Here is a 22114-nt window from a genome sequence, read left to right as displayed (position 1 = left end):
TGAACCAGGCCCGCGAAGCTCGCGTACCTCCGACCATGCACAGGCTTTTGCGCGGCGAGCTCTTCATGCTCGGCGGCTTCGTCGTCGCGGCCGCGGTGACGATCGTGCTGGTCATGCCGCCCTCGATCGATCCCGCGGCCGCGACGTGGACGCAGACGTCCTCAGGACCCCTCACGGCTGCCGACCGCGACCTGCTCATCAAGGTGCGCCAAGCCGGCCTCTGGGAGATGCCCGCGGGTCAGTACGCCGAGACCCGCGCAGAGTCCCAACGCGTGAAGGAGGTCGGCAGGCTGATCATGCAGGACCACATCAAGCTGGACCTGCTGACCCGGCAGACTGCCAAGAAGCTCGGCGTGGCGCTGCCCGACGAGCCCAACGCCGACCAGCAGAGCTGGCTGGCCCAGCTGGCCGCGGAGAGCGGCCCAGCCTTCGACAAGGACTTCGCGAACCTGTTGCGTGCCGCGCACGGCAAGGTCTTCACCGTCGTGGCGGGCGTACGGTCCGGGACGCGTAACTCGGAGATCAGGAAGTTCGCCCAGGAAGGCATCAACTTCGTCATGCGCCACATGACGCTCCTGGAGTCCACCGGCCTGGTCGATCACAACCAGTTGCCCGAACCGCCGACGCCCTCACCGGCTCCACCCGTCGCAATGGCGGTCGAAACGAGGAGACACACATGAGGAGATCCAGACGCATGGCCGCGGCCATGTCCGCTTTGGCCGTGGCGGCGGGCGGACTGGTGTCCGCGGCCGTCATCGGCGTCGGCCCCGCGCGCGCCGACCACTGCGACCCGGCCCAGGCCACCCAGACGCCGCAGGCAACCCAGACGCCGCAGCGGCAGAGGAACCGGAACCAGAACCAGGACCAGCAGCAGGACCGGGACCAGCAGGGGCAGAACCAGGACCAGCAGGGGCAGGACCAGAACCAGCAGGGCCAGGACCAGAACCAGCAGGGCCAGGACCAGAACCAGCAGGGCCAGGACCAGCAACAGCAGGACCAGAACCAGGGCCAGCAGAACGCCGACCAGCAGGACCAGGCGCCCCAGGGCGGCGGCGCCGCCGTGCTGGACCCGGCCCAGGACCCCGGATCGGACGAGACGGCCGCGCCCGACCAGGGCCAGGCTTCCGACCCCGAGCAGACCGCGTCGACGTTCTCCCGCCGCAACCGCCCGACCAGGACCGCCACCCCGGTGCCGACCCGGAGCCAGGGGCAGGGCCAGAACCCGAACGGAACCGCCTCCCCCACCGCCTCGCCCACGGCGTCCGACGACGACCACAACGAGTGCGCAGACCTCGGCCCGTTCGTCGAGGACTTCGTCGACATCCGCCAGGTCGCGCCGCGTCAGCTTGACGCCCGCATCGGCAGGAACGGTTCGCGGGGCAGCTTCGTCTCCCAGTGCGGGACGAACCGCAACGGCCACAACAACCCGGACAACTTCATCGTCGCCCCCGGCGTCAGCAACGGCGCCCACCACCTGCACGACTACGTGGGCAACCTGTCAACGGACGGCTTCTCCACGGACGAGAGCCTGGCCGCCGCGGGCACCACGTGCCGGTTCAGCGACAAGTCCACCTACTTCTGGCCGGTCCTCAGAGACCGCAAGGTGGACCAGAACACCGAGGACCCGGACGGCAACGTCGGCCAGGTGCTACGTGCCCGCTCCGTGACGCTCCAGTTCCGCGGCAACGCCACCTCCAGGGTCGTCGCGATGCCGAGGTTCCTCAGGCTGATCACCGGTGACGCCAAGGCGGCCACCAACGGAGGCGCCAACGCCAGGGCCGCCTGGAGCTGCACGGGATTCCAAAATCGCATAAGTCCCGACAAATATCCGCTTTGCCCGCGCGGCAGCCAGGTCGTTCGTATCCTGGATTTCCCTAGCTGCTGGGACGGCCAGAACACCGACAGCGCCAATCACAGAACGCACGTGGTCTTCCCTGGTCAGGATGGCGCCTGCCCACAGGGCACCAGGGCGATTCCGGCACTGCGCATGACCCTCACGTACTCCGTGCCGCAGGGCCCGTCCTTCGCCGTGGACGCCTTCCCCGAACAGAAGCACAACCCGGTCACCGACCACGCGGACTTCGCGAACGTGATGCCCGACCGGCTGATGCAGTTCGTCGTCTCATGCATCAACCGGGGCCGCCGTTGCTGATCTGAAAGCCCTGACGGGCGACCCAGCCTTCCGAGTCGCACCCTCACCCGACCTTGGAGGGAACATAGATGCTCCACAGACGACACCCCCGGCACGCCCCCACGAAGCTGGACACCAGGAACGTCCGGCTGGGGGCGAGCGCCTCGATCACGGCCATCCTGCTGTCGGCGTTCGCGCTGACCAGGACGGAACGCGGCGTCGCGCTGCTCGGCCGAGGGGTCAGCTTCCTCGAGTTCTACGCGGGCGTGTTCGCCCTGGTGCTGCTGACCACGACGATCGCGCTCGGTCTGCTCACGACCGAACGCGTCTTCCTGTCGCCGGCCAACCGGGTCAGGGCGCAGCTCGCGCACAAGGCCACCGCGCTCATCGGGCTGGCCTACCTGGTCACGCACATCACACTCATGATCAGCCTCGGGCACGTACCGCTGGGGGCGGCGGTCGTGCCGGTGGCCGGGCTCTACGTGGGGCTCGGCACGCTGGCCTTCGACCTCATGGTCCTGGCCGTGGCCACGGGAATGCTGAGGGGGCGCTTCGCGGTGCGGAGCAGGCCGTGGATGTGGCGGATACTGCACTCCGCCGCGTACATCGCCTGGCCGGTCGCGATCATGCATGGATTGACGGCCGGCCGCCAGCCGGCCGGTTGGGTGGCCTGGTCCTACGTGGCCTGCCTGGCGGCGGTCGGCTCCGCGCTGGTCGTGCGCGTGCTGGCCACCGTGCGGCGGCCGCCGATCGTACCTGAGCAGGTCGAAGGGCCCGTGGTGAGCTCGGCCGCCGCCGCGGGTGTGCCCGTGGAGCGGCCGCAGAAGACGGCGGCGCCGGTGGCAGCGGCTCAGGCGGCCGCCAGGCTCAACGCGCCGGTGAGCCTCGCCGACGCTCGGCGCAGGTACCGGGAGGCCGGATGACCCCGCCCGAGATCTGCCCGGCACGCACATCAGGAGGCCGGATGACCCCCGCAACCCCCCAGGAGCAACCGTGATTCCGGCCCGAGTGCCGCGGGTGTTACGCATCGGACCGGCCCGGCTGACCGCCGGGCTGGACCAGACCCGGCGGCTGGACCTTCCCGCCCATCGCACCCTCCACGGCTCGCCCGAGCCGCGCGAGCTGGGCGAGCTCATCTCGCAGGCCAACGAGGTGGACATGCGCGGCCGTGGCGGGGCGGCGTTCCCGTTCGCGCGCAAACTGCGGGCCGTCGCCGACGCGATGGGCTCGGGCGGCGAGAGCGTCGTGCTGGTCAACGGCGCAGAGGGCGAGCCCGCCAGCTCCAAGGACGCCATGCTGCTCACCCGGAACCCGCATCTGGTGCTGGACGGCGCGGTGCTGGCGGCCGAGGCGCTGGGCGCCCGCGAGGTGGTCGTCGCCACGGCCGGGGGCGAGGTGGCCGAGGCGTCCGTCGCCGCCGCCGTGGCCGAGCGCAGGGCCGCGAACGTGTCGGGCGGCGCGGAGAGCCGCGTCCCGATCCGGGTGGTCGGGATCAAGGAGAGGTTCATCTCCGGAGAGGGCGGCGCGCTCGTGCGTGCCGTGAACGGCGAGGAGGGCATCCCGCCGGGCAGGAAGAAGCGGGCCGCCGTCAGCGGCGTGGACGGCCTGCCGACCCTGCTGTCCAACACGGAGACGTACGCGCAGTTCGCGCTGCTCGCCGAGCTCGGCCCGGAGAAGTACGCCGAGGTCGGCACGAGCAAGGAGCCCGGCACCATCCTGCTCACCGTCAGCGGCGGCGCTGCCAACGGCGCGGTCATCGAGGCGCCGACCGGCACCTACCTGGCGGACGTGCTCGCGCTGACCGAGGCCGAGGTCGGAGACGGGGTGCTCATCGGCGGCTACCACGGCGCGTGGCTGTCGGCGGAGATGGCCCAGTCGGCCGTGATCTCGCGCGAGGGCATGAAGCAGGCCGGGGCCACCCTGGGCGCCGGGATCATCGTCCCGCTCGGCGAATCGACGTGCTCGCTGGGCGAGGCCGCCAGGGTCGCCTCCTATCTCGCGGCCGAGTCAGCGGGCCAGTGCGGTCCGTGCCGGCTCGGCCTGCCGGACATCGCCAGGGCCATGTGCGCGCTGGTCGAGGGCACCGGCTCGGTGGACGCCGTACGGCGCTGCGTGCGCGGTGTCGAGCGGCGCGGAGCGTGCTTCCACCCGGACGGCACGGCCAAATTCGTGCTGTCGGCGCTGGACGCGTTCGAGAGCGAGATCGCGCTCCACCTGGAGCACGGCTCGTGCGGACGGCCGGTGCGCGGCGTGCTGCCCATGCCCGAGCGCGAGGCCGACGTCGAGTACCGGCTGGAGGTCGACTGGTCCCGCTGCCAGGGGCACGGGCTGTGTGCGCACCTGCTGCCGGAGTTCGTGGACCTGGACGACTACGGGTTCCCGTCGTTCAGGAACGTCCCCGGGTGGATGGCCAAGGAGGCGCGGCGTACCGTCGAAATGTGCCCCGCGCTGGCCCTGCGGCTCGCCCAGACCACAGGAGACGGGCCGAAGCCGGTCGGGTCGCCGCTGCGGTTGGTCAAGGACGGAGTGCTCAAGAAGGCCGGGTCGGGTGTGCCCCGGCTCACGCGGGTGGGCGCCGTACCCACCCCGAACGCGTTTGGGGGGACGGCCGGGTGAGGCCGAAGTGATGAAGATGTGACCAACCTGGCGGGTCATCCCGACGTCTCACCGATCGGCCGAACACCGATCTCAGCTGGGAGACGTCCATGAACCGCCGGGAATTTCTACATGTCGCCGCGCTCGCGCCGCTGGCCGCCGCGGCGTCCCGGCTGGAGGCGCTCGGGGCCTCCGCGCCGCCGCCCAACTGGGCGAGGCTGCGCGGGCAGCTGGCCGGCACGCTCGTGCTGCCCGGCGACGCCGGCTACGACACCGCGCGCCGTCTCTACAACCCCGCCTACGACCGGATCAGGCCGGGCGGGGTCGCCTACTGCGCGAACGCGGCCGACGTGTCGGCGTGCCTGTCGTTCGCGCGCACCAGCGGCGTGCCGGTCACCACGCGTTCCGGAGGACACTCCTACGCGGGCTGGTCGACGGGCACGGGGCTGGTCATCGACGTGTCCAGGATGAACTCGGTCGCCTCCGCGGGCGGCCGGGCCACGATCGGCGCGGGCGCCAAGCTGATCGACGTCTACGACCGGCTCTCCCGCCACGGGGTGAGCATCCCCGGCGGCTCCTGCCCCACGGTCGGGATCGGCGGACTCACGCTGGGCGGGGGCATCGGCGTGGTGTCGAGGAAGTACGGGCTCACGTGCGACACCCTCGAGTCCGTACGCGTCGTCACGGCCGACGGCAGGGTGCTGACCTGCGACGCCGCGCGTAATGCCGGGCTCTACTGGGCCTGCAGGGGCGGCGGCGGAGGCAACTTCGGCGTGGCGGTGTCCTTCACTTTCAGGACGTTCGAGGCGCACGACGTCACCGTGTTCTTCCTGCACTGGCCGTGGTCCAAGGCGGAGGCCGTGGTCAAGGCGTGGCAGTCGTGGGGACCGTCCGCGCCGGACGAGCTGTGGTCGTCGCTCCATCTGGCGCGCTCGGCGAGCGGTCTGGACGCCTCCGTCGTCGGCACCTACGTCGGCGGCAAGCCCGCCCTCGACCGGCTGCTGGCCCCGCTCGTCGCCAAGGCCGGGCGGCCGTCGTCCCGCTCGGCGCGGACGGTCCCCTACCTGGAGGGCATGAAGATCATGGGCGGCTGCGCGGCCATGTCGGTCGCCGAGTGCCGCCGGATGCCGCGGGAGGCGTTCGCGGCCAAGTCGCACATGGCGTACGCGAAGCTGCCGGCGAACGGGGTCCGGGCGCTGGTGGAGGGGGTGGCGCGCGGCGGGCGGCACGCCGTGCTGCTGGACGCGATGGGCGGGGCCATCGGCCGCGTCGGCCCCGCGGCCACGGCGTTTCCGCATCGGGCGGCACTTTTCAGCGTGCAGTATTACGCGGAGGGGACGGATCGGGCATGGCTGCGCGGCATGCATTCCGACATGTCTCAATATTTCGGGGATCATGCATATGTCAATTACATCGATCCCGATTTGAAGACTTGGCGGAATGCGTATTATGGGCCCAACGCAGCCCGGCTCGCCGAGGTGAAGTCCACCTACGACCCCGACCGGCTGTTCCGGCTTCCCCAGGGCGTTTAGATTTTTCCGCGCACGTACACCGGCTCTCCGATCGGCACCATTTTGTACAGGCGCACGGCGGTGGGCACCGGGATGCGTACGCAGCCGTGCGAGGAGGGCTTGGTGGGCACTATCGACGAGCCGTGCATCGCGATGCCGCCGGTGAAGTAGAGCGAGTTGAACATCTCTCCCAGAGGGCTGTGCGTCCAGCCGGGCGCCCGCTTGTAGACCTTGAAGTCCCCCACCGGGGTGACGGCGTAGCCGCAGTGGCCGGCCTCGCAGTAGTGCACCCCGGCGCCGGTCGAGACGTGCGAGGTCAGCACCGGGCGGCGGCGGCGGTAGACGGTGAGCAACTGGTCGGTCAGGTTGATCTCGACCCGGTCGGCGGGGCCCTTGGGCACCAGCGGGCGCAGCCGTCTGGGCCGGTCGAACTCCCTCCAGAGCTGCGGCCCCACCGCGTTCATCGGCCTCATCCGACGGCTCTTCTGGAAGCCCCAGACCGCGTACCTCGTCTGGACGTCGTACTTTCCGTTCATGGGGCCGAAGTAGAAGCCGTGTTCGCGCAGGCGCCGCTGGAGCTGCTGGACCATGTCGCCCCGGGCGCCCGGCATCAGAATGGTGACGCCCTCCTCCGCCTCGTCAGACGGTTGCTCCGCCCGGACAGGGGGTTCGCCCGCCCGGACAGGGGGTTCTTCCGCCCGGCCAGGCGGTTCTTGCGCCAGAACCGGCGGCTGCTCCGCCGGGTCGGGCGGGTCCTCCGCCAGGGCGGGCACCACCGCCAGTAGCGGGAGAGCGCATCCTGCGACCAGAGCCGCAATTGCGCGAAGCATTGTCGTCATAAACCGACGCTTACCCAGATCGCCGAGAATTCATCTCCAGCGCAGGTTTCGCCAAGCAAAGTCCTGGAGAATAAGCGAACCTCGTTAAATACGGCCATTTCGCTTTTATGCACTTCTATAGGACGGAGAACGGGTCGCGGCGGCGGGCGAGGGTGGAACCATGAGGCGTCACGGTCACGCGTCGCGTAGCCGGAGCAGCAGGGCGCCGCCCGTCAGGGACGCGGCAGCCCAGGCGGCCACTACGCCGAGACCGGCCCATGGGGCGATGGGGAGATCGGCGAGATCCACTGTCGTCTGGACGGCCAGCCCCGCATTCGAGGGGGAGATCGTCCAGAGGACCCGCCGCAACTCCTCGTCGGAGAACATGAGGATGGCGATCGGAAAGAGGTAGAGCAGGCCGAGCACCACCCCGGCGGCCGCCGCGGAGTCGCGTACGGCAGTGGCGAGGCCCAGGCTGAGCAGCGCCACCAGCACGAGATACAGGACCGAGCCGACGGCGGCGCGCAGGATGGGCCCGTCGGCCAGGGACAGCGGCGGGTAGCCGTGCGCGGGTGTGAAGCCGCTGCCCGGCAGCAGGAGCCGACCGGCCAGCACGGACCCGAGCACGGCGAGGATCCCCGCACCCAGCGTCAGCCCGCCGACCACGACCGCCTTGGCCGCCAGAACGGCGCCCCGGCGGGGCATCGCGGTGAGGCTGGTCTGGATCATGCCGGTGCTGTACTCGCCGCAGATCGCCAGCACGCCCAGCAGGGCGACCAACGCCTGACCCAATTGGACACCGACGAGACTGATCCTGGCGGCGTCCTGCCCGCACCCCGCCGCCGCGCAGGGCACGACCGCGGCCGCCACCGCGCCCATCGCCACGGTCAGCACGACGAGCGCGCCCAGCAGCCATCCAGGCCCCGCCACGGTACGCAGCTTGGTCCACTCGGCATGCACTTCCCGCCTCACAAGTCCCTCCCGTACAGCCCCACGCCGCCGCAGACGTCCCTCATACGTCACTCCGGCGCAGCCGGTGCGCGGCCAGGGCGAGCGCCAGGGCGGCGTACGCGCACAGGACCGCGAAGCCCGCCCAGGGCGGCAGCGGGAAGTAGCCCTCCGCGGGTGCGTAGCGGGCAGTCACGTGCGCGTACGTGGGCATGCTCTGCTGGATCGCGAACCCCGCCGCCGGAGTGAGCCGCAGCAACCACCGCGACACCTCGTCCGGCAGGATCGACGCGGTCGCGAGCACGTACGGGACGAGGATCGCCACGATGACCGCGATGACGGCCATGGCGCTGCGCCGGAACAGCGCCCCGACGGCGAGGGCGAGGACGGCGGCCACGGCGAGCAGCGCGGCGGTGCCCACGATCACCTGCACCGAGGCGAGCGGCGCCACCGGGGCGAGCACATTTCCGTTCGCGGCCAGGATCGACCGCCCGACCGGCACGGTGACGGCGGCGGCGACCAGCCCGGCGGCGAAGGTGACGGCGGCGGTCACCACGGCCTTGGCCGCCAGCACCCGGCCGCGCCGCGGGCTGGCGAGCACGGTGGTGCGGATCAGTCCCCGCCGGTACTCCGCGGTGACGAACATCACCGCCACCACCATCATCACGACGAGCCCGACCAGGGCCCCGATCAGCACGCGCTCGGGTGGCATGCCCTCCGCGGACGGCGCGATGTCGCCCACCCCCGTGACCTTGAACGTGCCGCCCGACCGGACGAGCCCACCCGGATGGTGCGGGGTGACGCCGTCGGCCTCCATCGTGAGGCCGATGTCGTCACGGCGCCATGTGCCCCCGGCCGCCACGCCCCGCACGCCGACCTGGTCCATGACGGCGGTGACCTCGGCGAAGCGCGAGGCCGTCACGACTCCGCCTGTCACGGTCGAGGTCGCGGTCAGGTCGCCGGGAGAGGCGGCGAAGAGCCCGATTTGGACTTTCCCGGCGAGCCCGGGCGGATGGACGGTGCCCACCGTGGTCCAGTGCGAGCCGTCGGCCGACTCCTCGCCGGTGATCGTGTCGCCCGTACGGGTCAGCCTCAGCCAGCGCGGCGACGCCGCCGAGACACCGCCGGGACGCCCCGCCACGTCCTCGGTGAAGTTGTGCTGCATGCGCACACCGTGGCTACCGGTGACCATCAGAGCCGCGTATGCCGCCCCCTGCCGGGTGCTCTGCTTGATCATGACCCCGGCCTTGGCCCACGGTGTGACGCCGGGGACGACGTTCCTGACCCCGGGGGTGACGTCGGCTTTGCGGATCTGGCCGGTCATGGAGCTCACGCGTACGGTGATGCCGCCGTCGCCGTCCAGCGGCTGGTGCACGAAGTAGAAGCGGTCCTCCACGGCCACGCCGCCGGGACCCATCAGAGGGGCGGGACAGGGCTCCTCGATCGGCCCGTTGCTGCACGAGGAGCGGCTGCCGGTCGCGAACAGCACTCCCAGCCCCACGATGAGCAGCGCCGCGAGCGCCAGGCCGAGCATCCAGCCGCGGACCGTGCGGAACTTGGTCCACTCGGCACGCAGCAGCTGCGCGAAGCCGTCACGACCGGCCCGCAGCCGGGAGCGGTAGGGGGTGACCGCGGTCATCGCGCCGCTCCCCTGAACTCGACCGCGTCCCTGGTGAGGTCGAGGTAGGCCTCCTCCAGCGTCGCACGGTGGGCGGCGACCTCCGAGAACGGCACCCCCTGCGCGCCGAGCAGCCGCACGATGTGCTCGGCGGCCAGCCCGGAGACCACGAGCGTGTCCCGCTCGGTGACGGTCACGGTGGCGCCCGCGCCGGCCAGCACCGGCATCGCCTCGGAGCGGGCCGTCGTGCGCAGCGTGACCCGGTCGTGCGAGGCGGTCGTGATCAGGTCGTCCACGCTGGTGTCCGCGACGACCCGGCCCCTGCCCACGACCACGAGATGGCCCGCGGTGTCCTGCAGCTCGCTCATCAGATGGCTGGACACCAGCACGGCGCGCCCCTCCGCGGCCAGCGACCGCAGGAAGCCGCGGATCCACACGATGCCCTCGGGGTCGAGGCCGTTGAACGGCTCGTCCAGCATGAGCACCGGCGGGTCGCCGAGCATCGCGGCGGCGATGCCGAGCCGCTGGCGCATCCCCAGCGAGTAGCCGCCCGCCTTGCGCCGGGCCGCCGGGGTCAGCCCGACCTGCTCGATCACCTCGTCCACCCGGCCGGCGCCGAGGCCCTGGGAGTGTGCCAGCCACAACAGGTGGTTGCGCGCGGTGCGGCTCGGTTGCAGCGCGGCCGCGTCCAGCAGCGCGCCGACGTGACTAAGAGGGCTGCGCAGGCTCCTGTACGGCCGCCCGCCGACCAGCGCGCGGCCCTCGTCGGCCGCGTCCAGGCCGAGCACCACCCGCATGGTGGTGGACTTGCCCGCCCCGTTCGGCCCCACGAACCCGGTGACCTGGCCCGGCAGCACGGTGAACGTCATCCCGTCCAGTGCCTGGGTCTGGCCGAACCGCTTGCGCAGGCCGGTGACTTCGATGGTTGCTTCCACGCCAGGCACACTAGGCAGCGCCCCATGCCGGGGTCGTCACGCGGCGGAGCGATCTGCGGCGTCGCTGGCGTCAGCTACGTCACGTCCCTCTTGTGAGGGATGCCAGGATTGCCCGCGCCCGGGACAATGACCTGGTGGAACGAGCGCAAGACCGGAGCGCCGCGCCACCCGCCCAGCCCCCGGCGGCACGCGGCTCGAGGCGGCTGGCCGAGGTGGCGTACGGCTGGGGGTGCCGGGTCGCCTCGGCGCCGTACGCGCCGGTCGTGGCCGGCGTGGTGCTGGCGCTGCTCGCGGTGGTCGAGTCGGTCACGCACGCCGGGCACGCGTCCCCCTTGAACGAGAGCGTGAGCGCCCCGGTGGGCAGCGCGTCCGTGCCGCCCGAGGAGGCGACGGTGACCGGTGACGGCGCCGCGCCGTTGTTCCTCGTCGTCTTCCCTCTACTGGCGCTGGCCACCACGCTGCCGCTGCCCCTGCTGTGGGCTCAGCCGGCCGTGGCGGCGATCCTGACCTCCGGGGCGTGCCTGCTGTCGATCACGGCTTTCCACACGCTGACCGTGGCGGGCGTGGTGGCGCAGCTGGTCACCGGCTACCGGCTCGGCCGTCACGGGTCGCAGGCGGCGGCCGTGCTGGTCGCCGTGCCGTACGCGGTGCCGGCGGTGGCGCTCGGTCCTGGCGACCACGTGTGGAGGCTCACGCTGGTGCTGGCGTTCCTGGCCCCGGCGGCGGCGCTGGCCGGGATCGCCGTGCGGGCCCGGCACGAGGCGACAGCCGACACCGCCGCCCGGCAGGTCATCGCCGACAGCCTGCTCGAGCACACCGCCCGCGGCGAGCGTGCCCGCATCGCCCGCGAGCTGCACGACGTGGTCGCCCACCACATCTCCATGGTGGCCGTGCAGGCGGAGACGGCCCGGGTGGCCATTCCCGGGATGCCGGCGGCGGGCGCGGAACGGCTGCTGGCGATCGGAGACACCGCCAGGGCGGCGCTGACCGAGATGCGGCGGCTGCTCGGCGTGCTGCGCGAGGACGCCGAGGCCGAAACCGTCCGGCGTCCCCAGCCCGGCCTGCGCCTCCACGAGCTCAATGAGCTGATCGACGAGGCGAGGGAGGCGTCGGGTACGAGCACCCGGCTGATCCTGCGTGGTTCGCCGGTGGAGCTGGACCCCGGCGTGGAGCTGGCCGCGTACCGGATCATCCAGGAGGCGCTCACCAACGCGCGGCGGCACGCGCCGGGGGCGGCGGTGGACGTGGAGCTCGACTACACCGGCGAGGACCTGCGCCTGCTCGTGCGCGACAACGGCCCGGGGCCGTCGGGCGCGGAACGGGGCGGGCACGGCCTGTCCGGCATGCGCGAGCGTGCCACCGCGGCCGGCGGCGAGTTCCGCACGGGCCACGCGTACGGCGGCGGCTTCCTCGTGGAAGCCCGGCTGCCAGGAAGGGACGGGACGGCCGGATGAGCGGCGAGCACTCCAAGGTCAGGATCGTCATCGCCGACGATCACCTGGTCGTGCGGACCGGGTTCGCCGAGCTGCTCGACACCCAGCCCGACTTCAAGGTCGCGGGCACCGCCGCCGACGGGGCCGAGGCCGTGCGGGCCTGCCGTGAGCTGTCCCCCGACGTGGTCCTCATGGACGTGCGCATGCCGGTCATGGACGGCATCGAGGCCACCAGGCGGCTCGCCGGCGGGCCGAAGGTGCTCATCCTGACCACGTTCGACCTCGACGAGTACGTCTACGACGCCCTGCGCGCGGGAGCCAGCGGCTTCCTGCTCAAAGACGTCACGGCCGAGCGCCTCTTCGACGCGGTCCGCGTCATCGCCGCCGGCGAGGCGCTGCTGGCCCCGGCGGTCACCAGGCGCCTCATCAGCGAGTTCGCCCGCCTGGGCCCGAAACCGGGCACATCGGCGCTCTCCTCGCTCACTCCTCGCGAGACGCAGGTCCTGCGGCTGGTCGCCGAGGGCCTGTCCAATCCCGAGATCGCGGCCAGGCTGGTGGTCACGGAGGAGACGGTCAAGACGCACGTGAGCCGCATCCTGGGCAAGCTCGGCCTGCGCGACAGGACCCAGGCCGTCGTCGCCGCGTACGAGACGGGCCTGGTCGTGCCGCGCGGCCGGGCCTGAGCGTCAGAAGTCGAACTTGTCGACGTTGTCCTTGTTGAACACGGTCGGCTTGCCGAGCAGCACCTCGCCCTTGGCCCCGACCGTGTACTCGCCGAGCTTGCCCGCCTTGAACTTCTCCCCCTCGGCCCCGGTGATCTGCCCGGACGCGAGCGCGGCCGCCGCGTACGACGCCAGGTAGCCCAGGTCGGCCGGGTTCCACAACTCGAACGCGTCGATGGTCCCGTCCTTGACGAACTTCCTGAGCTGGTTGGGGGTGCCGAGCCCGGTGAGCTTGACCTTCCCCTTGTACGGCGAGTCCGACAGGTAGCGGGCGGCCGCGGCGATCCCCACGGTCGTGGGCGAGATGATGCCCGCCAGGTCCGGATACGAGCGGAGAAGTCCTTGTGTCTCGGTGAACGACTTCTGGTCGTCGTCGTTGCCGTAGGCGACCTTGACCAGCTCCATGTCCTTGTACTCGGGCTTCTTGAGCTCGTCCTTCATGAAGTCGATCCAGGTGTTCTGGTTCGTGGCGTTGGGGGTGGCGGACAGGACGGCGATCTTGCCCTTGTGCCCGATCTGCTCGGCCAGCAGCTGCACCTCCGTGCGGCCCAGATCCTCCGCGCCGGCCTGGTTGACGAACAGGTGGCGGCCCTCGGCGGCGGTGTCGGAGTCGTAGCTGACGACCTTGATCCCGGCGGCCATCGCCTGCTTGAGCGCGGGCACGACGGCGTTCGGGTCGTTCGCGGAGATGACGATGGCGTCCTGCTTCTGCTGCATCAGCGTGTTGATGTAGGACACCTGCGAGGACGCGCTCGCGTCGGACGGCCCGACCTCCTTGCCCTCGCCGCCGAACTCCTTGGCGGCCTCGACGCCACCGCCGTCGGCGATCGTGAAGTACGGGTTGTTGACCTGCTTGGGCAGGAACGCGATCTTCAGCCCCTGCTTGATGGGGGCGTTCGGATCGGCCGCGGCAGACGACGCGGCGGCTGTGGCGGAGGCGGAGGACTGCTGTGCCACGTCGCTCTTCGTCGTGCCGCCGCAGGCGGCCGTCAGCAGGACGAGTCCGGCAAGGAGCGCCGTGGGCCGCCAAGGGGTGCGCGTTGTCATGAAGCGGACTTCCCTTCCATTTGTGGTGATGTGCGCCGCCGCCATACCGCCCCCAAGTTCGGCGCCAGCACGGATGCGACGAGCAGCAGGCCCGTCACGAAGTTCAGGACCTCGTTGGCCACGTCGGCGAGGATGAGCGCGTTGCGCACGACGCCGAGCAGCAGCACCGCCATCAGGACACCGGGCAGCGTGCCGCGCCCACCGAAGATCGACACCCCTCCGAGCAGTACGGCGGCCACCACGGCCAGCTCGAGCCCGACGCCGTTGTCCGCCCTGGCGCTGGCGTAGCGGAACGTGTAGACGAGGGACGCCAGCGACGCCATCACTCCGGAGGCCACGAAGAGCCAGAGCTTGATCCGCTTGACCCGGACGCCCGCGAAGAAGGCGGCCTCCACGTTCGAGCCGAGCGCGAAGATCGAGCGGCCCAGCCCCGTCGCGTGCAGCACCACGGCCGCCACCGCCGCCAGCACCGCGACCAGCACGGTCGCGAGGGGGATCGGCCCCATCGAGGCCGTCGCCAGGCTCGTGTACGCGGGCGGCAGGTCGGCCACCGCCTGGTCGCCGAGCATCACGTACGCCAGGCCGCGGAACAGCGCGAACGTCCCGATCGTGACCGCCAGCGAGGGCAGGCCGAGCCGGGTGACGAGCAGCCCGTTGAACGCCCCGCAAGCGGCGCCCACCAGCAGGCAGATGGGCATGATCGCCTCGATCGGGAGCCCCGCGTTCCACAACCGGCCGAGCACCGCGCACGACAGGCCCAGCGTGGAGGCCACGGACAGGTCGATCTCGGCCGCGACGATCACGAGTGTCATGGTCAGGGCCATGAGGGCGATCTCGGTGGTGTCGAGGAGCAGGAAGGAGACGTTGGACCCGTTCGCGAACCCGTCCACGCCCAGCGAGGCCCACACGATCACGCCGGCGAGCAGGACAAGGATGAGCCCCTCCCACCGGCGGGCCATCCGGACGAGATCAACGGCCATCGTCGGGCCTCCCAGAAGCGGGGTCGGTGGAATCGTGGAACCTCCGGCGGCGGAGCGCGGCGGCGACGCGCAGGGCCAGCACGCGGTCGAGGACGATGGCGGCGATCAGCAGGGCGCCGTTGATGGCGGTCTGGGCGAGGGCGTCCACCCGGAGCACGGCCAGCGCGCTGGTGATGCTCGCCAGCAGCAGCGCCCCGAGCGCCGCCCCGTACACCGTGCCGCTGCCGCCGAAGATGGCCACCCCGCCCACCACGACGGCCGCGATCACGTCGAGCTCCTTGCCGGTCGCCACGGTGGCGTCCACGGTGCCGAAGCGGGCCGCCCACATGACCCCGGCCAGCCCTGCCAGCGCCCCGTTGGCCACGAACGCCGCGACGATCCGGCGCCGCACCCTGATCCCGGCCAGCACCGCGGCCTCGGGGTTGGAGCCGATGGCGTACAACTCGCGGCCGGAGCGCAGGTTGCCCAGCATCCAGCCGACCACCGCCAGCACCGCCAGGGCGACCAGAGCGAGCAGCGGCACGCCGAGCACCGAGCGCGTCCCCAGGGACAGGAAGCCCTCGGGCATGTCGGCCGCGTTCACCTGGCGCCCGCCGGCCCAGGCGTAGTCGATGCCGCGGAAGGCGTACAGGGTGCCGAGCGTGGCCACCAGCGCGGGCACCTTCGCCGCCCCCACGAGCAGCCCGTTGACCGCCCCGCACAAAGCGCCGAGCAGCACGCACCCGGCGATCACGACCGCGACCGGCACGCCCGGACGGTCGGCCAGGATCAGCGCGCCCCCGAACGCCGACAGGCCCACCACGGAGCTGACGGACAGGTCGACGTTCCTGGTGATGACCACGAGCGTCTGGCCGACGGCGAGCATGGCGACTATGGCCGAGTTCAGCAGGATGTCGCGGAGGCTGGCGTAGGTGAGGAACGACGGGTTGACGGCGCCCGTGACGCCGAAGAGGGCGCCGAGCGCGACGACGATGCCCAGCTCGCGCACCCGCGCGACCCGGTCCACCAGCCGCCGGCCACCGTTGCGCCTGGCGGTCTCAGGTCTGGCGGCGGTCACGGTCACGCGACGCTCCTTCCGGTCGCGGCGGCCATCACGCTCTCCTCGGTCGCGTCCGCACGGGCGAGCTCCGCCACCAGCCGCCCCTCGTGCATGACCAGGACCCTGTCGGCCATCCCCAGCACCTCGGGCAGCTCGGACGAGATCATCAGCACCGCCACCCCGTTACCGGCCAGCTCCGACAGCAGCCGGTGCACCTCGGCCTTGGTGGCCACGTCGATCCCGCGGGTCGGTTCGTCCACGATGAGCACCGACGGCCTGCGTGCCAGCCACTTGGCCAGCACCACCTTCTGCTGGTTGCCGCCGGACAGCACGTTCACGGGGTCCGTCAGCCGCCCGAACTTCAGCCGCAGCCGCACCGCCCAGTCCTTGGCCCGCTCCCGTTCGGCCGGCCGGGAGATCAGCGGCCCTCTGCGTACGGCGGCCAGCCCGGCGAGCCCGATGTTGCGCTCGATGGACAGGTCCATGACGAGGCCCTGCTGCCGCCGGTCCTCGGGCACCAGCGCCAGTCCGGCCGCCATGGCCGCCGTGGGGCTGGCGGGCCGCAGCCGCTTGCCGTCCACCTCGACGCTGCCCGCGTCCCACCGGTCGATGCCGAACACGGCCCTGGCCACCTCGCTGCGCCCGGCTCCGACGAGCCCGGCCAGCGCGACGATCTCGCCCCGCCGCACCTCGAAGGACACGTCGGTGAAGACGCCTTCGCGGGTGAGCCTGCCTACCTTCAGCGCCACCTCGCCGCGGGACGTCTCCTGCTTGGGGAACAGGGCGTCCAGCTCCCTGCCGACCATGCGCCGTACCAGGTCGTCGGGGGTGATCTCGGCGATCAGGTCCTCGGCGACGTACGCGCCGTCGCGCAGGGTGGTGACCCGCCGGCACAGCTCGAAGATCTCCTCCAGCCGGTGCGAGATGAACAGCAGCGCGCACCCCTGCGAGCGCAGCGTCCTCGCGACGCCGAACAGCCGGGCGACCTCCGTGCCCGACAGGGCGGCGGTCGGCTCGTCCATGATGAGCACCCGCGCCTGCCGCGACAGCGCCTTGGCGATCTCCACGAGCTGCTGGTCGGCGATCGACAGACCGCGGGCCGGCTGGTCGGGGTCGAGGTGCACGCCCAGCCTGGCGAACAGCTCGGCGGCGCTCGCCCGCATGGCCCGCCGGTCGATGCCGAGGCGGCCGCGGGGCTGGCGGCCCATGAAGATGTTCTCCATGACCGACAAATCGGGGAAGAGGGTCGGCTCCTGGTAGATGACCGCTACCCCGGCCCGCTGCGCGTCCGCGGGCCCGCCGAACTCCACCGGCTCGCCGTCCAGCAGGATCCGCCCCGAGTCCGGCCGGTGCACGCCGGAGAGGATCTTCACGAGCGTCGACTTGCCCGCGCCGTTCTCCCCGGCGAGCGCGTGCACCTCGCCGGGGAAGAGCTCCAGAGAGACCTCGCGTACGGCGCGCACCGCGCCGAACGCCTTGCTGACCTGTGAGAGGGACAGAACGGGAGTCTCATCCATTTCCGCTACTCTCGGCAAAATCGTTTTAAGCCGTGGCAGGAACGTAATTCAGCGAGTGCTGGAGCGTCAATGGCTGCTTAATAGGAGATTCTTGGCATTCGAAGTCCCCGTAAGAATTGTTACGTTTTAAGAAGTTCTCCCGTGGGCAAGGGGCAGACCTCGCGGCGGTACTTGCCCGGCGCCACGGTGTACTCCCGCTTGAAGGCGTTGGCGAAGGCGAACTCCGAGGTGTAACCGACCTTGGCGGCGATCTGGCCCAGCGGGGCGTCGGACTCCCGCATGAGGCGGGCCGCCGTCGCCAGGCGCCACCAGGTGATGTACGTGAGCGGCGGCCGGCCGACCAGCGCGCCGAAGCGACGGGAGAAGGCCGCCCTCGACAGCCCCGCCCGCGCGCCCAGCTCCTCGACCGTCCACGGGTGGGCCGGATCCCTGTGGATGGCGTCCAGCGCCGCGCTGATGCCGGGATCCGCCAACGCGTCGGTCCACCCGCCGACCGAGCAGTGGCCGTGCTCCCCCTGGAACCAGGCCCGCAGGATGTAAAGCAGGAGCAGATCGAGCAGGGACGACACCACCGTGTCGGCGCCCAGCCGAGGACGCTGGATCTCGGCCCCCAGAGCCTCGACGGCGGCACGCAGCTCGCTGTGCAGACCGAGCCGGGCGGGCAGGTGGATCATGTCGGGCAGCTCGCGCAGGATCGGATGGGCCCGGCTCGGGTCGAGCCGGTAGCCGCCGCACAGCAGGACCGCGGACACGGGGCCGTCGACCGGCGCGTCGGCGAACAGGCCGTGCCCCTCGTCCAGCGGGTCGCAGTCGGGCTCGGCCAGCGGGGTGGACGGCGAGTCGGCCATGGCGTAGCCGTGACCATGAGGGAAGAAGACCACGTCGCCCATCGACAGCGCGATCGGATCGCCGTCCGGCGGGATCAGCCAGCCCGCTCCTCGCAGGATCACCTGGAATCCGGCGGAGCCGGGCACGGAGGGGAAGCGCTGCCCCCAGGGCGCACGCCACTCCACACGGGCCGAGCGGGGGCTGCCGGTGCGCATGAGGGCGATCACGTCGCTGAGCACATCCATGGTGAAAGCCTAGAGGAAGACGATCGCGTATGAAATAAGCGCCGATGACGCATTGGTTGTCTCGTTGCCGACATCTACGGTGGCCTGCATGAGAACAGTACTGGTCACGGGCGCGACCGGGACGGTCGGCAGGCAGGTGGCGGCGCAGTTGAGGCAGGCGGGGACCGAGGTCAGGCCCTTCAGCAGGGCCGTGGGCGACCTGGCGGACCCCGGGTCGCTGCCGCTCGACGGGGTGGAGTCGGTGTTCCTGGTGTGGCCGTTCGCCACGGCAGAAGGGGCGCGGGCGCTGGTCGACGCGATCGCCGGCCGGGCGCGCCGCGTGGTCTACCTCTCCTCCGCCGCCGTGCGCGACCACGAACGCGAGGTCGAGCGGCTGATCGAGGAGTCGGGGCTGGAGTGGACGTTCCTGCGCCCGCACGCCTTCGCGGCCAACGCGCTGCGCTGGGCCGCGCAGGTGCGGGCGGGGGTGGTGCGCGGCTCGTACGGCCTGGCCGCCATGCCCGTGGTGCACGAGGCGGACGTGGCGGCGGTCGCCGTGCGGGCCCTGCTGGACGGCGGGCACCACGGCGCCGTCCACGAGCTGACCGGCCCGGAGCCGATCACCCAGGCCGACCAGGTACGCGTCATTTCCGAAATCGTGAAATTTCCGGCCAGCTGGGAGGAGGTCCCCCCGCATCACACCCGTGAGGAGCTGCTGGCCAGGGGCTGGCCCCCGCAGGCGGTGGACGGCGTCCTCCGGGCCCAGGCAGACCTGGCCGCCCGCCCGGCCACCGCCACCTCGACGGTGAAGGAGGTCACCAAGGCCCCGCCTCGCACGTTCGCCACCTGGGTGGCGGAGCACGCGGCGGCGTTCAGCACCGCCCCCAAGCCCGAGACCATGCCGGCCGCCCGCATCCACGAATACGGCGACACGATCCGCTACGACCGGATCCCGACGCCGCGGCCGGGCCCCGGGGAGGTGCTCATCGAGGTGGCCGCCACCTCCTTCAACCCGTCGGAGGTCGGCCTGCGCGCGGGCCTGCTGCGCGAGGTGCTCCAGGTGAGCCTGCCGCACACGCTCGGCTGGGACGTCTCGGGCACGGTCGCCGAGCTCGGCGAGGGCGTGACGGACCTGGCCCCGGGCGACCGCGTGTTCGGCCTGGTGGAAGGCGCCGCCGCCGGATACACGGCCGCGCCCGCGAGCATGCTGGCCAGGGCGCCGGAGAGCATCCCGCTCGCCCACGCGGCCGCCATCCCGGTGGCCGGGCTCACCGCCTGGCAGTCGGTCCACGAGCACGCCCGCATCACGAGGGGGCAGCGCGTGCTGATCAACGGGGCAGGCGGCGGGGTCGGCATGTTCGCCGTCCAGTTCGCCAAGCTGACGGGGGCGACCGTGTTCGCCACGGCGAGCCCGCGCAGCGCGGCCGCGGTCAAGCGGTACGGCGCCGACGAGGTGATCGACTACACGACCACGCCGCTCCCCGGCGGCATGGACGTGGTGCTGAACTTGGCCGCGGTCCGCGAGGAAGACGCCGCCGCCCTGGCCGGACTCGGGCGCACGGTGATCACGATCGCCGCCCCGATCGAGGGCGGCACTCACTTCGTGGCCCGCAACGACCCGGCTCAGCTGACCGGGTTCGCCGCCCTGATCGACCGGGGCGAGCTCGCGGTCGAGATCGCCGAGTCCCACCCGCTGACCGAGCTGCACGAGGTGCACCGCCGGGCCGAGGAAGGCCGCACCCGGGGCAAGATCATCCTGCTCACGGCGTGAAGTGGCGCAGCACCTCCGGGTTGGCCATGGCGTCGGGGTTGGCCGCCTCCTCGACGGGCGTGCCCAGCAGGATCTTGCGTACGGGCACCTCCAGCTTCTTCCCTGACAAGGTGCGGGGAATGCCGGGGACGGCGTGGATCTCGTTGGGCACGTGACGCGGCGACAACTCCTTGCGGAGGGCGTCACAGAGGGCGCGTTCGAGCGGCTCCGTGAGCGTCGCGCCCTCGGCGAGCGTCACGTACAGCAGCAGCCGCCCCTCCTGCCCGAGTTGCCCGGTGTCGATCACGAGGCTGTCGGCGATCTCGTCGAACCGTTCGACCACCCGGTAGAACTCGCTGGTGCCCATCCGGACGCCACCCCGGTTGAGCGTCGAGTCGGAGCGGCCGTAGATCACGCAGCTGCCGTCCTCGTTGATCTTGATCCAGTCGCCGTGCCGCCACACGCCCGGGTAGACGTCGAAGTAGCTCTCGAAGTAGCGCCGGCCGTCGGGGTCGTTCCAGAACTTCACCGGCATCGACGGCATCGGCGCGGTCAGCACCAGCTCGCCCACCTCGCCGACGACCGGCTTTCCGGCGGTGTCGTACGACTCCACCTTCGCCCCCAGCGACCGGCACGGGATGATCCCCGCACTGATCGGGTGGAGCACGCTCGCCCCGACGAACCCCGTGCACACGTCCGTGCCCCCGGAGAAGGACCCCAGCGGGATCCCCGGCAGCTCGGCGGCCACCCACTCGAACCCCTCCGGCGGCAGCGGCGACCCGGTCGAGCCGAGGCCGCGCAGCCGCTCCAGCCCATCGGGGTGGATCCCGGCCTTCAGCGAGGCCATGATGTACGGCGCCCCGACCCCGAAGTAGGTCACCTCCTCCGTGGCGGCGATCCGCCACAGCGCGGCCGGCGACGGATAGGTGGCCGCGCCGTCGTACAGCACCGGCGTGGCCCCCACCAGCAGAGCGCCGATGAGGTAGTTCCACATCATCCAGCCCGTGGTGGTGTACCAGAAGAACACATCGCCCTCGCCCACGTCCTGGTGGAAGGCGAGCGACTTGAGATGCTCCAGCACGATGCCGCCGTGGCCGTGCGCGATCGGCTTGGGCAGCCCGGTAGTCCCGCTGGAGTAGAGGATCCACAGCGGGTGGTCGAACGGCACCCGCTCGAACTCCAGCGGCCCCTCCTCGGCCCGCAGCCCCTCCCAGCCGATCACCCCGCCGTGCGGCACCTCCCGGGTGTGCGCCTCGGCAGGCCCGGCCTGCTGGGGCGCACGGCCCTCGTCGAGCGCCGCGAGGTACGGGATCCACACGGTCGCGCGCAGCGTGGGCAGCTGGGCGGCGATCTCGTTGACGGCGTCGGAGCGGTCGTACGTCTTGCCGTTGTAGTGGTAACCGTCGACCGCGATGAGCACCTTGGGCTCGATCTGCTTGAACCTGTCGACGATGCTCGGCACCCCGAAGTCGGGCGAGCCGGCCGACCAGATCGCGCCCAGCGAGGCGGTCGCCAGGAAGGCGATCAGGGCTTGCGGGATGCTCGGCAGGTAGGCCGCCACCCGGTCGCCGCGCCGCACGCCGAGCCGGACCAGCCCCGCCCGGACGCGGGCCACCTCCTCGCGCAGCTCGTCCCGGGTCAACTCCTGGCGGGCGCCGTCCTCGGACACGAACACCACTGCGGTGCCCTCGGAGCGCGAGCTCCGGCGCAGCGCGTTTTCCGCGTAGTTGAGCGAGCTCCCCTCGAACCACCTGGCGCCCGGCATGGTCCCTGAGACGACGGGGCCGTCGCCACGCTCCCCGATCACGTCGAAGTAGTCCCAGACCGACGTCCAGAACTCCTCGGGGTGCTCGACGGACCACCGCCACACGTCCTCATAGGGTCCCGACCGCCCCAGCCACTCCAGGTAGTGGGTCAGCCTGGCCTTCGCGACCACCTCTTCGCTCGGCTCCCAGAGAAGCGCGCCCTCAGCAACCATGTGCCCCATCCTGTCGCCCGTTCGAGGGAAAGTCACACCC

Annotated in this window: 18 protein-coding genes; 8 read left to right on the top strand and 10 right to left on the bottom strand. The window is 71.6% G+C overall.

What is annotated here, in order from left to right; all coding sequences use genetic code 11:
• Positions 1-35 precede the first annotated feature (35 nt).
• From ACQPWU_RS07720 to ACQPWU_RS07700, 5 genes are all read left to right on the top strand, one after another.
• On the top strand, positions 36-680 hold the full coding sequence (locus tag ACQPWU_RS07720; protein WP_433437981.1) for a DUF4142 domain-containing protein: 645 nt from the start codon (positions 36-38) through the stop codon (positions 678-680).
• Positions 677-2152 (top strand): DUF1996 domain-containing protein, encoded by a 1476-nt coding sequence (locus ACQPWU_RS07715; protein ID WP_433437980.1) that lies wholly within the window; start codon positions 677-679, stop codon positions 2150-2152. Before ACQPWU_RS07720 ends, ACQPWU_RS07715 begins: the two co-directional genes overlap by 4 nt.
• A 68-nt stretch (positions 2153-2220) precedes the next feature.
• Complete coding sequence (locus ACQPWU_RS07710; protein ID WP_433437979.1) at positions 2221-3054, top strand: ferric reductase-like transmembrane domain-containing protein; 834 nt, start codon at positions 2221-2223, stop codon at positions 3052-3054.
• A 70-nt stretch (positions 3055-3124) separates the two neighbouring features.
• Positions 3125-4747: an NADH-ubiquinone oxidoreductase-F iron-sulfur binding region domain-containing protein gene (locus ACQPWU_RS07705; RefSeq protein ID WP_433437978.1), complete on the top strand. Its 1623-nt coding sequence runs from the start codon at positions 3125-3127 to the stop codon at positions 4745-4747.
• A gap of 89 nt (positions 4748-4836) precedes the next feature.
• Positions 4837-6258 carry an FAD-binding oxidoreductase gene (locus ACQPWU_RS07700; RefSeq protein WP_433437976.1) on the top strand — a complete coding sequence of 474 codons (1422 nt, stop codon included), beginning with the start codon at positions 4837-4839 and terminating at the stop codon, positions 6256-6258.
• On the opposite strand, the gene ACQPWU_RS07695 is transcribed toward ACQPWU_RS07700, so the two are convergent.
• The 4 genes from ACQPWU_RS07695 to ACQPWU_RS07680 form a co-directional block, all read right to left on the bottom strand.
• Positions 6255-7076 (bottom strand): L,D-transpeptidase family protein, encoded by an 822-nt coding sequence (locus ACQPWU_RS07695; protein ID WP_433437974.1) that lies wholly within the window; start codon positions 7074-7076, stop codon positions 6255-6257. The two genes, ACQPWU_RS07700 and ACQPWU_RS07695, sit on opposite strands and share 4 nt — an antisense overlap.
• Positions 7077-7250: 174 nt before the next feature.
• Positions 7251-8027 carry an ABC transporter permease gene (locus tag ACQPWU_RS07690; protein WP_433437972.1) on the bottom strand — a complete coding sequence of 259 codons (777 nt, stop codon included), beginning with the start codon at positions 8025-8027 and terminating at the stop codon, positions 7251-7253.
• 40 nt (positions 8028-8067) lie between these two features.
• A complete protein-coding gene (locus tag ACQPWU_RS07685; protein ID WP_433437971.1) occupies positions 8068-9642 on the bottom strand; it encodes an ABC transporter permease subunit in 1575 nt (524 codons plus the stop codon).
• Complete coding sequence (locus ACQPWU_RS07680) at positions 9639-10556, bottom strand: ATP-binding cassette domain-containing protein (RefSeq protein WP_433437970.1); 918 nt, start codon at positions 10554-10556, stop codon at positions 9639-9641. The genes ACQPWU_RS07685 and ACQPWU_RS07680 overlap by 4 nt, the downstream gene beginning before the upstream one ends.
• A 134-nt stretch (positions 10557-10690) precedes the next feature.
• Here ACQPWU_RS07680 and ACQPWU_RS07675 point away from each other — a divergent pair, with 134 nt between their 5' ends.
• Complete coding sequence (locus ACQPWU_RS07675) at positions 10691-12010, top strand: sensor histidine kinase (RefSeq protein WP_433437968.1); 1320 nt, start codon at positions 10691-10693, stop codon at positions 12008-12010.
• On the top strand, positions 12007-12672 hold the full coding sequence (locus ACQPWU_RS07670; protein ID WP_433437966.1) for a response regulator: 666 nt from the start codon (positions 12007-12009) through the stop codon (positions 12670-12672). The genes ACQPWU_RS07675 and ACQPWU_RS07670 overlap by 4 nt, the downstream gene beginning before the upstream one ends.
• Before the next feature lie 3 nt (positions 12673-12675).
• Here the strand turns inward: ACQPWU_RS07670 and rhaS are convergent, their stop codons facing one another.
• The 5 genes from rhaS to ACQPWU_RS07645 all read right to left on the bottom strand — a co-directional run bounded on the left by rhaS (position 12676) and on the right by ACQPWU_RS07645 (position 18367).
• A complete protein-coding gene (gene rhaS, locus ACQPWU_RS07665; RefSeq protein WP_433437964.1) occupies positions 12676-13758 on the bottom strand; it encodes a rhamnose ABC transporter substrate-binding protein in 1083 nt (360 codons plus the stop codon).
• The gene (locus ACQPWU_RS07660; protein ID WP_433437963.1) at positions 13755-14738 is read right to left on the bottom strand and encodes an ABC transporter permease; all 984 of its coding nucleotides are present in this window, start codon (positions 14736-14738) and stop codon (positions 13755-13757) included. Before ACQPWU_RS07660 ends, rhaS begins: the two co-directional genes overlap by 4 nt.
• Positions 14728-15801 (bottom strand): ABC transporter permease, encoded by a 1074-nt coding sequence (locus tag ACQPWU_RS07655; protein WP_433437962.1) that lies wholly within the window; start codon positions 15799-15801, stop codon positions 14728-14730. Before ACQPWU_RS07655 ends, ACQPWU_RS07660 begins: the two co-directional genes overlap by 11 nt.
• Positions 15798-17294, bottom strand: coding sequence for a sugar ABC transporter ATP-binding protein (locus ACQPWU_RS07650; protein ID WP_433437961.1), 1497 nt, complete (start codon positions 17292-17294; stop codon positions 15798-15800). Before ACQPWU_RS07650 ends, ACQPWU_RS07655 begins: the two co-directional genes overlap by 4 nt.
• A gap of 119 nt (positions 17295-17413) precedes the next feature.
• Positions 17414-18367, bottom strand: a complete 954-nt coding sequence (locus ACQPWU_RS07645; RefSeq protein ID WP_433437959.1) for an AraC family transcriptional regulator — start codon at positions 18365-18367, stop codon at positions 17414-17416.
• Positions 18368-18455: 88 nt separating this feature from the next.
• Between ACQPWU_RS07645 and ACQPWU_RS07640 the strand changes: the two genes are divergently transcribed.
• On the top strand, positions 18456-20117 hold the full coding sequence (locus ACQPWU_RS07640; protein WP_433437957.1) for an alcohol dehydrogenase catalytic domain-containing protein: 1662 nt from the start codon (positions 18456-18458) through the stop codon (positions 20115-20117).
• Here the strand turns inward: ACQPWU_RS07640 and ACQPWU_RS07635 are convergent.
• Entirely contained in the window at positions 20107-22074 is a 1968-nt protein-coding gene (locus tag ACQPWU_RS07635; protein WP_433437956.1) for an acetoacetate--CoA ligase, read from the bottom strand. The two genes, ACQPWU_RS07640 and ACQPWU_RS07635, sit on opposite strands and share 11 nt — an antisense overlap.
• Between the last annotated feature and the right edge of the window lie 40 nt (positions 22075-22114).

This window comes from Nonomuraea sp. CA-141351 (assembly GCF_050944675.1).
Classification (GTDB): Bacteria; Actinomycetota; Actinomycetes; order Streptosporangiales; family Streptosporangiaceae; genus Nonomuraea.
This window is presented reverse-complemented; position numbering and strand designations above follow the sequence as displayed.

What these genes read in the sequence shown, in the direction of transcription:
- ACQPWU_RS07720 (WP_433437981.1), top strand. Translation starts at nt 36, where the DNA reads ATGCACAGGCTTTTGCGCGGCGAGCTCTTCATGCTCGGCGGCTTCGTC.
- ACQPWU_RS07715 (WP_433437980.1), top strand. Translation starts at nt 677, where the DNA reads ATGAGGAGATCCAGACGCATGGCCGCGGCCATGTCCGCTTTGGCCGTG.
- ACQPWU_RS07710 (WP_433437979.1), top strand. Translation starts at nt 2,221, where the DNA reads ATGCTCCACAGACGACACCCCCGGCACGCCCCCACGAAGCTGGACACC.
- ACQPWU_RS07700 (WP_433437976.1), top strand. Translation starts at nt 4,837, where the DNA reads ATGAACCGCCGGGAATTTCTACATGTCGCCGCGCTCGCGCCGCTGGCC.
- ACQPWU_RS07695 (WP_433437974.1), bottom strand. Translation starts at nt 7,076, where the DNA reads ATGACGACAATGCTTCGCGCAATTGCGGCTCTGGTCGCAGGATGCGCT.
- ACQPWU_RS07685 (WP_433437971.1), bottom strand. Translation starts at nt 9,642, where the DNA reads ATGACCGCGGTCACCCCCTACCGCTCCCGGCTGCGGGCCGGTCGTGAC.
- ACQPWU_RS07670 (WP_433437966.1), top strand. Translation starts at nt 12,007, where the DNA reads ATGAGCGGCGAGCACTCCAAGGTCAGGATCGTCATCGCCGACGATCAC.
- rhaS (WP_433437964.1), bottom strand. Translation starts at nt 13,758, where the DNA reads ATGACAACGCGCACCCCTTGGCGGCCCACGGCGCTCCTTGCCGGACTC.
- ACQPWU_RS07660 (WP_433437963.1), bottom strand. Translation starts at nt 14,738, where the DNA reads ATGGCCGTTGATCTCGTCCGGATGGCCCGCCGGTGGGAGGGGCTCATC.
- ACQPWU_RS07650 (WP_433437961.1), bottom strand. Translation starts at nt 17,294, where the DNA reads ATGGATGAGACTCCCGTTCTGTCCCTCTCACAGGTCAGCAAGGCGTTC.
- ACQPWU_RS07645 (WP_433437959.1), bottom strand. Translation starts at nt 18,367, where the DNA reads ATGGATGTGCTCAGCGACGTGATCGCCCTCATGCGCACCGGCAGCCCC.
- ACQPWU_RS07640 (WP_433437957.1), top strand. Translation starts at nt 18,456, where the DNA reads ATGAGAACAGTACTGGTCACGGGCGCGACCGGGACGGTCGGCAGGCAG.
- ACQPWU_RS07635 (WP_433437956.1), bottom strand. Translation starts at nt 22,074, where the DNA reads ATGGTTGCTGAGGGCGCGCTTCTCTGGGAGCCGAGCGAAGAGGTGGTC.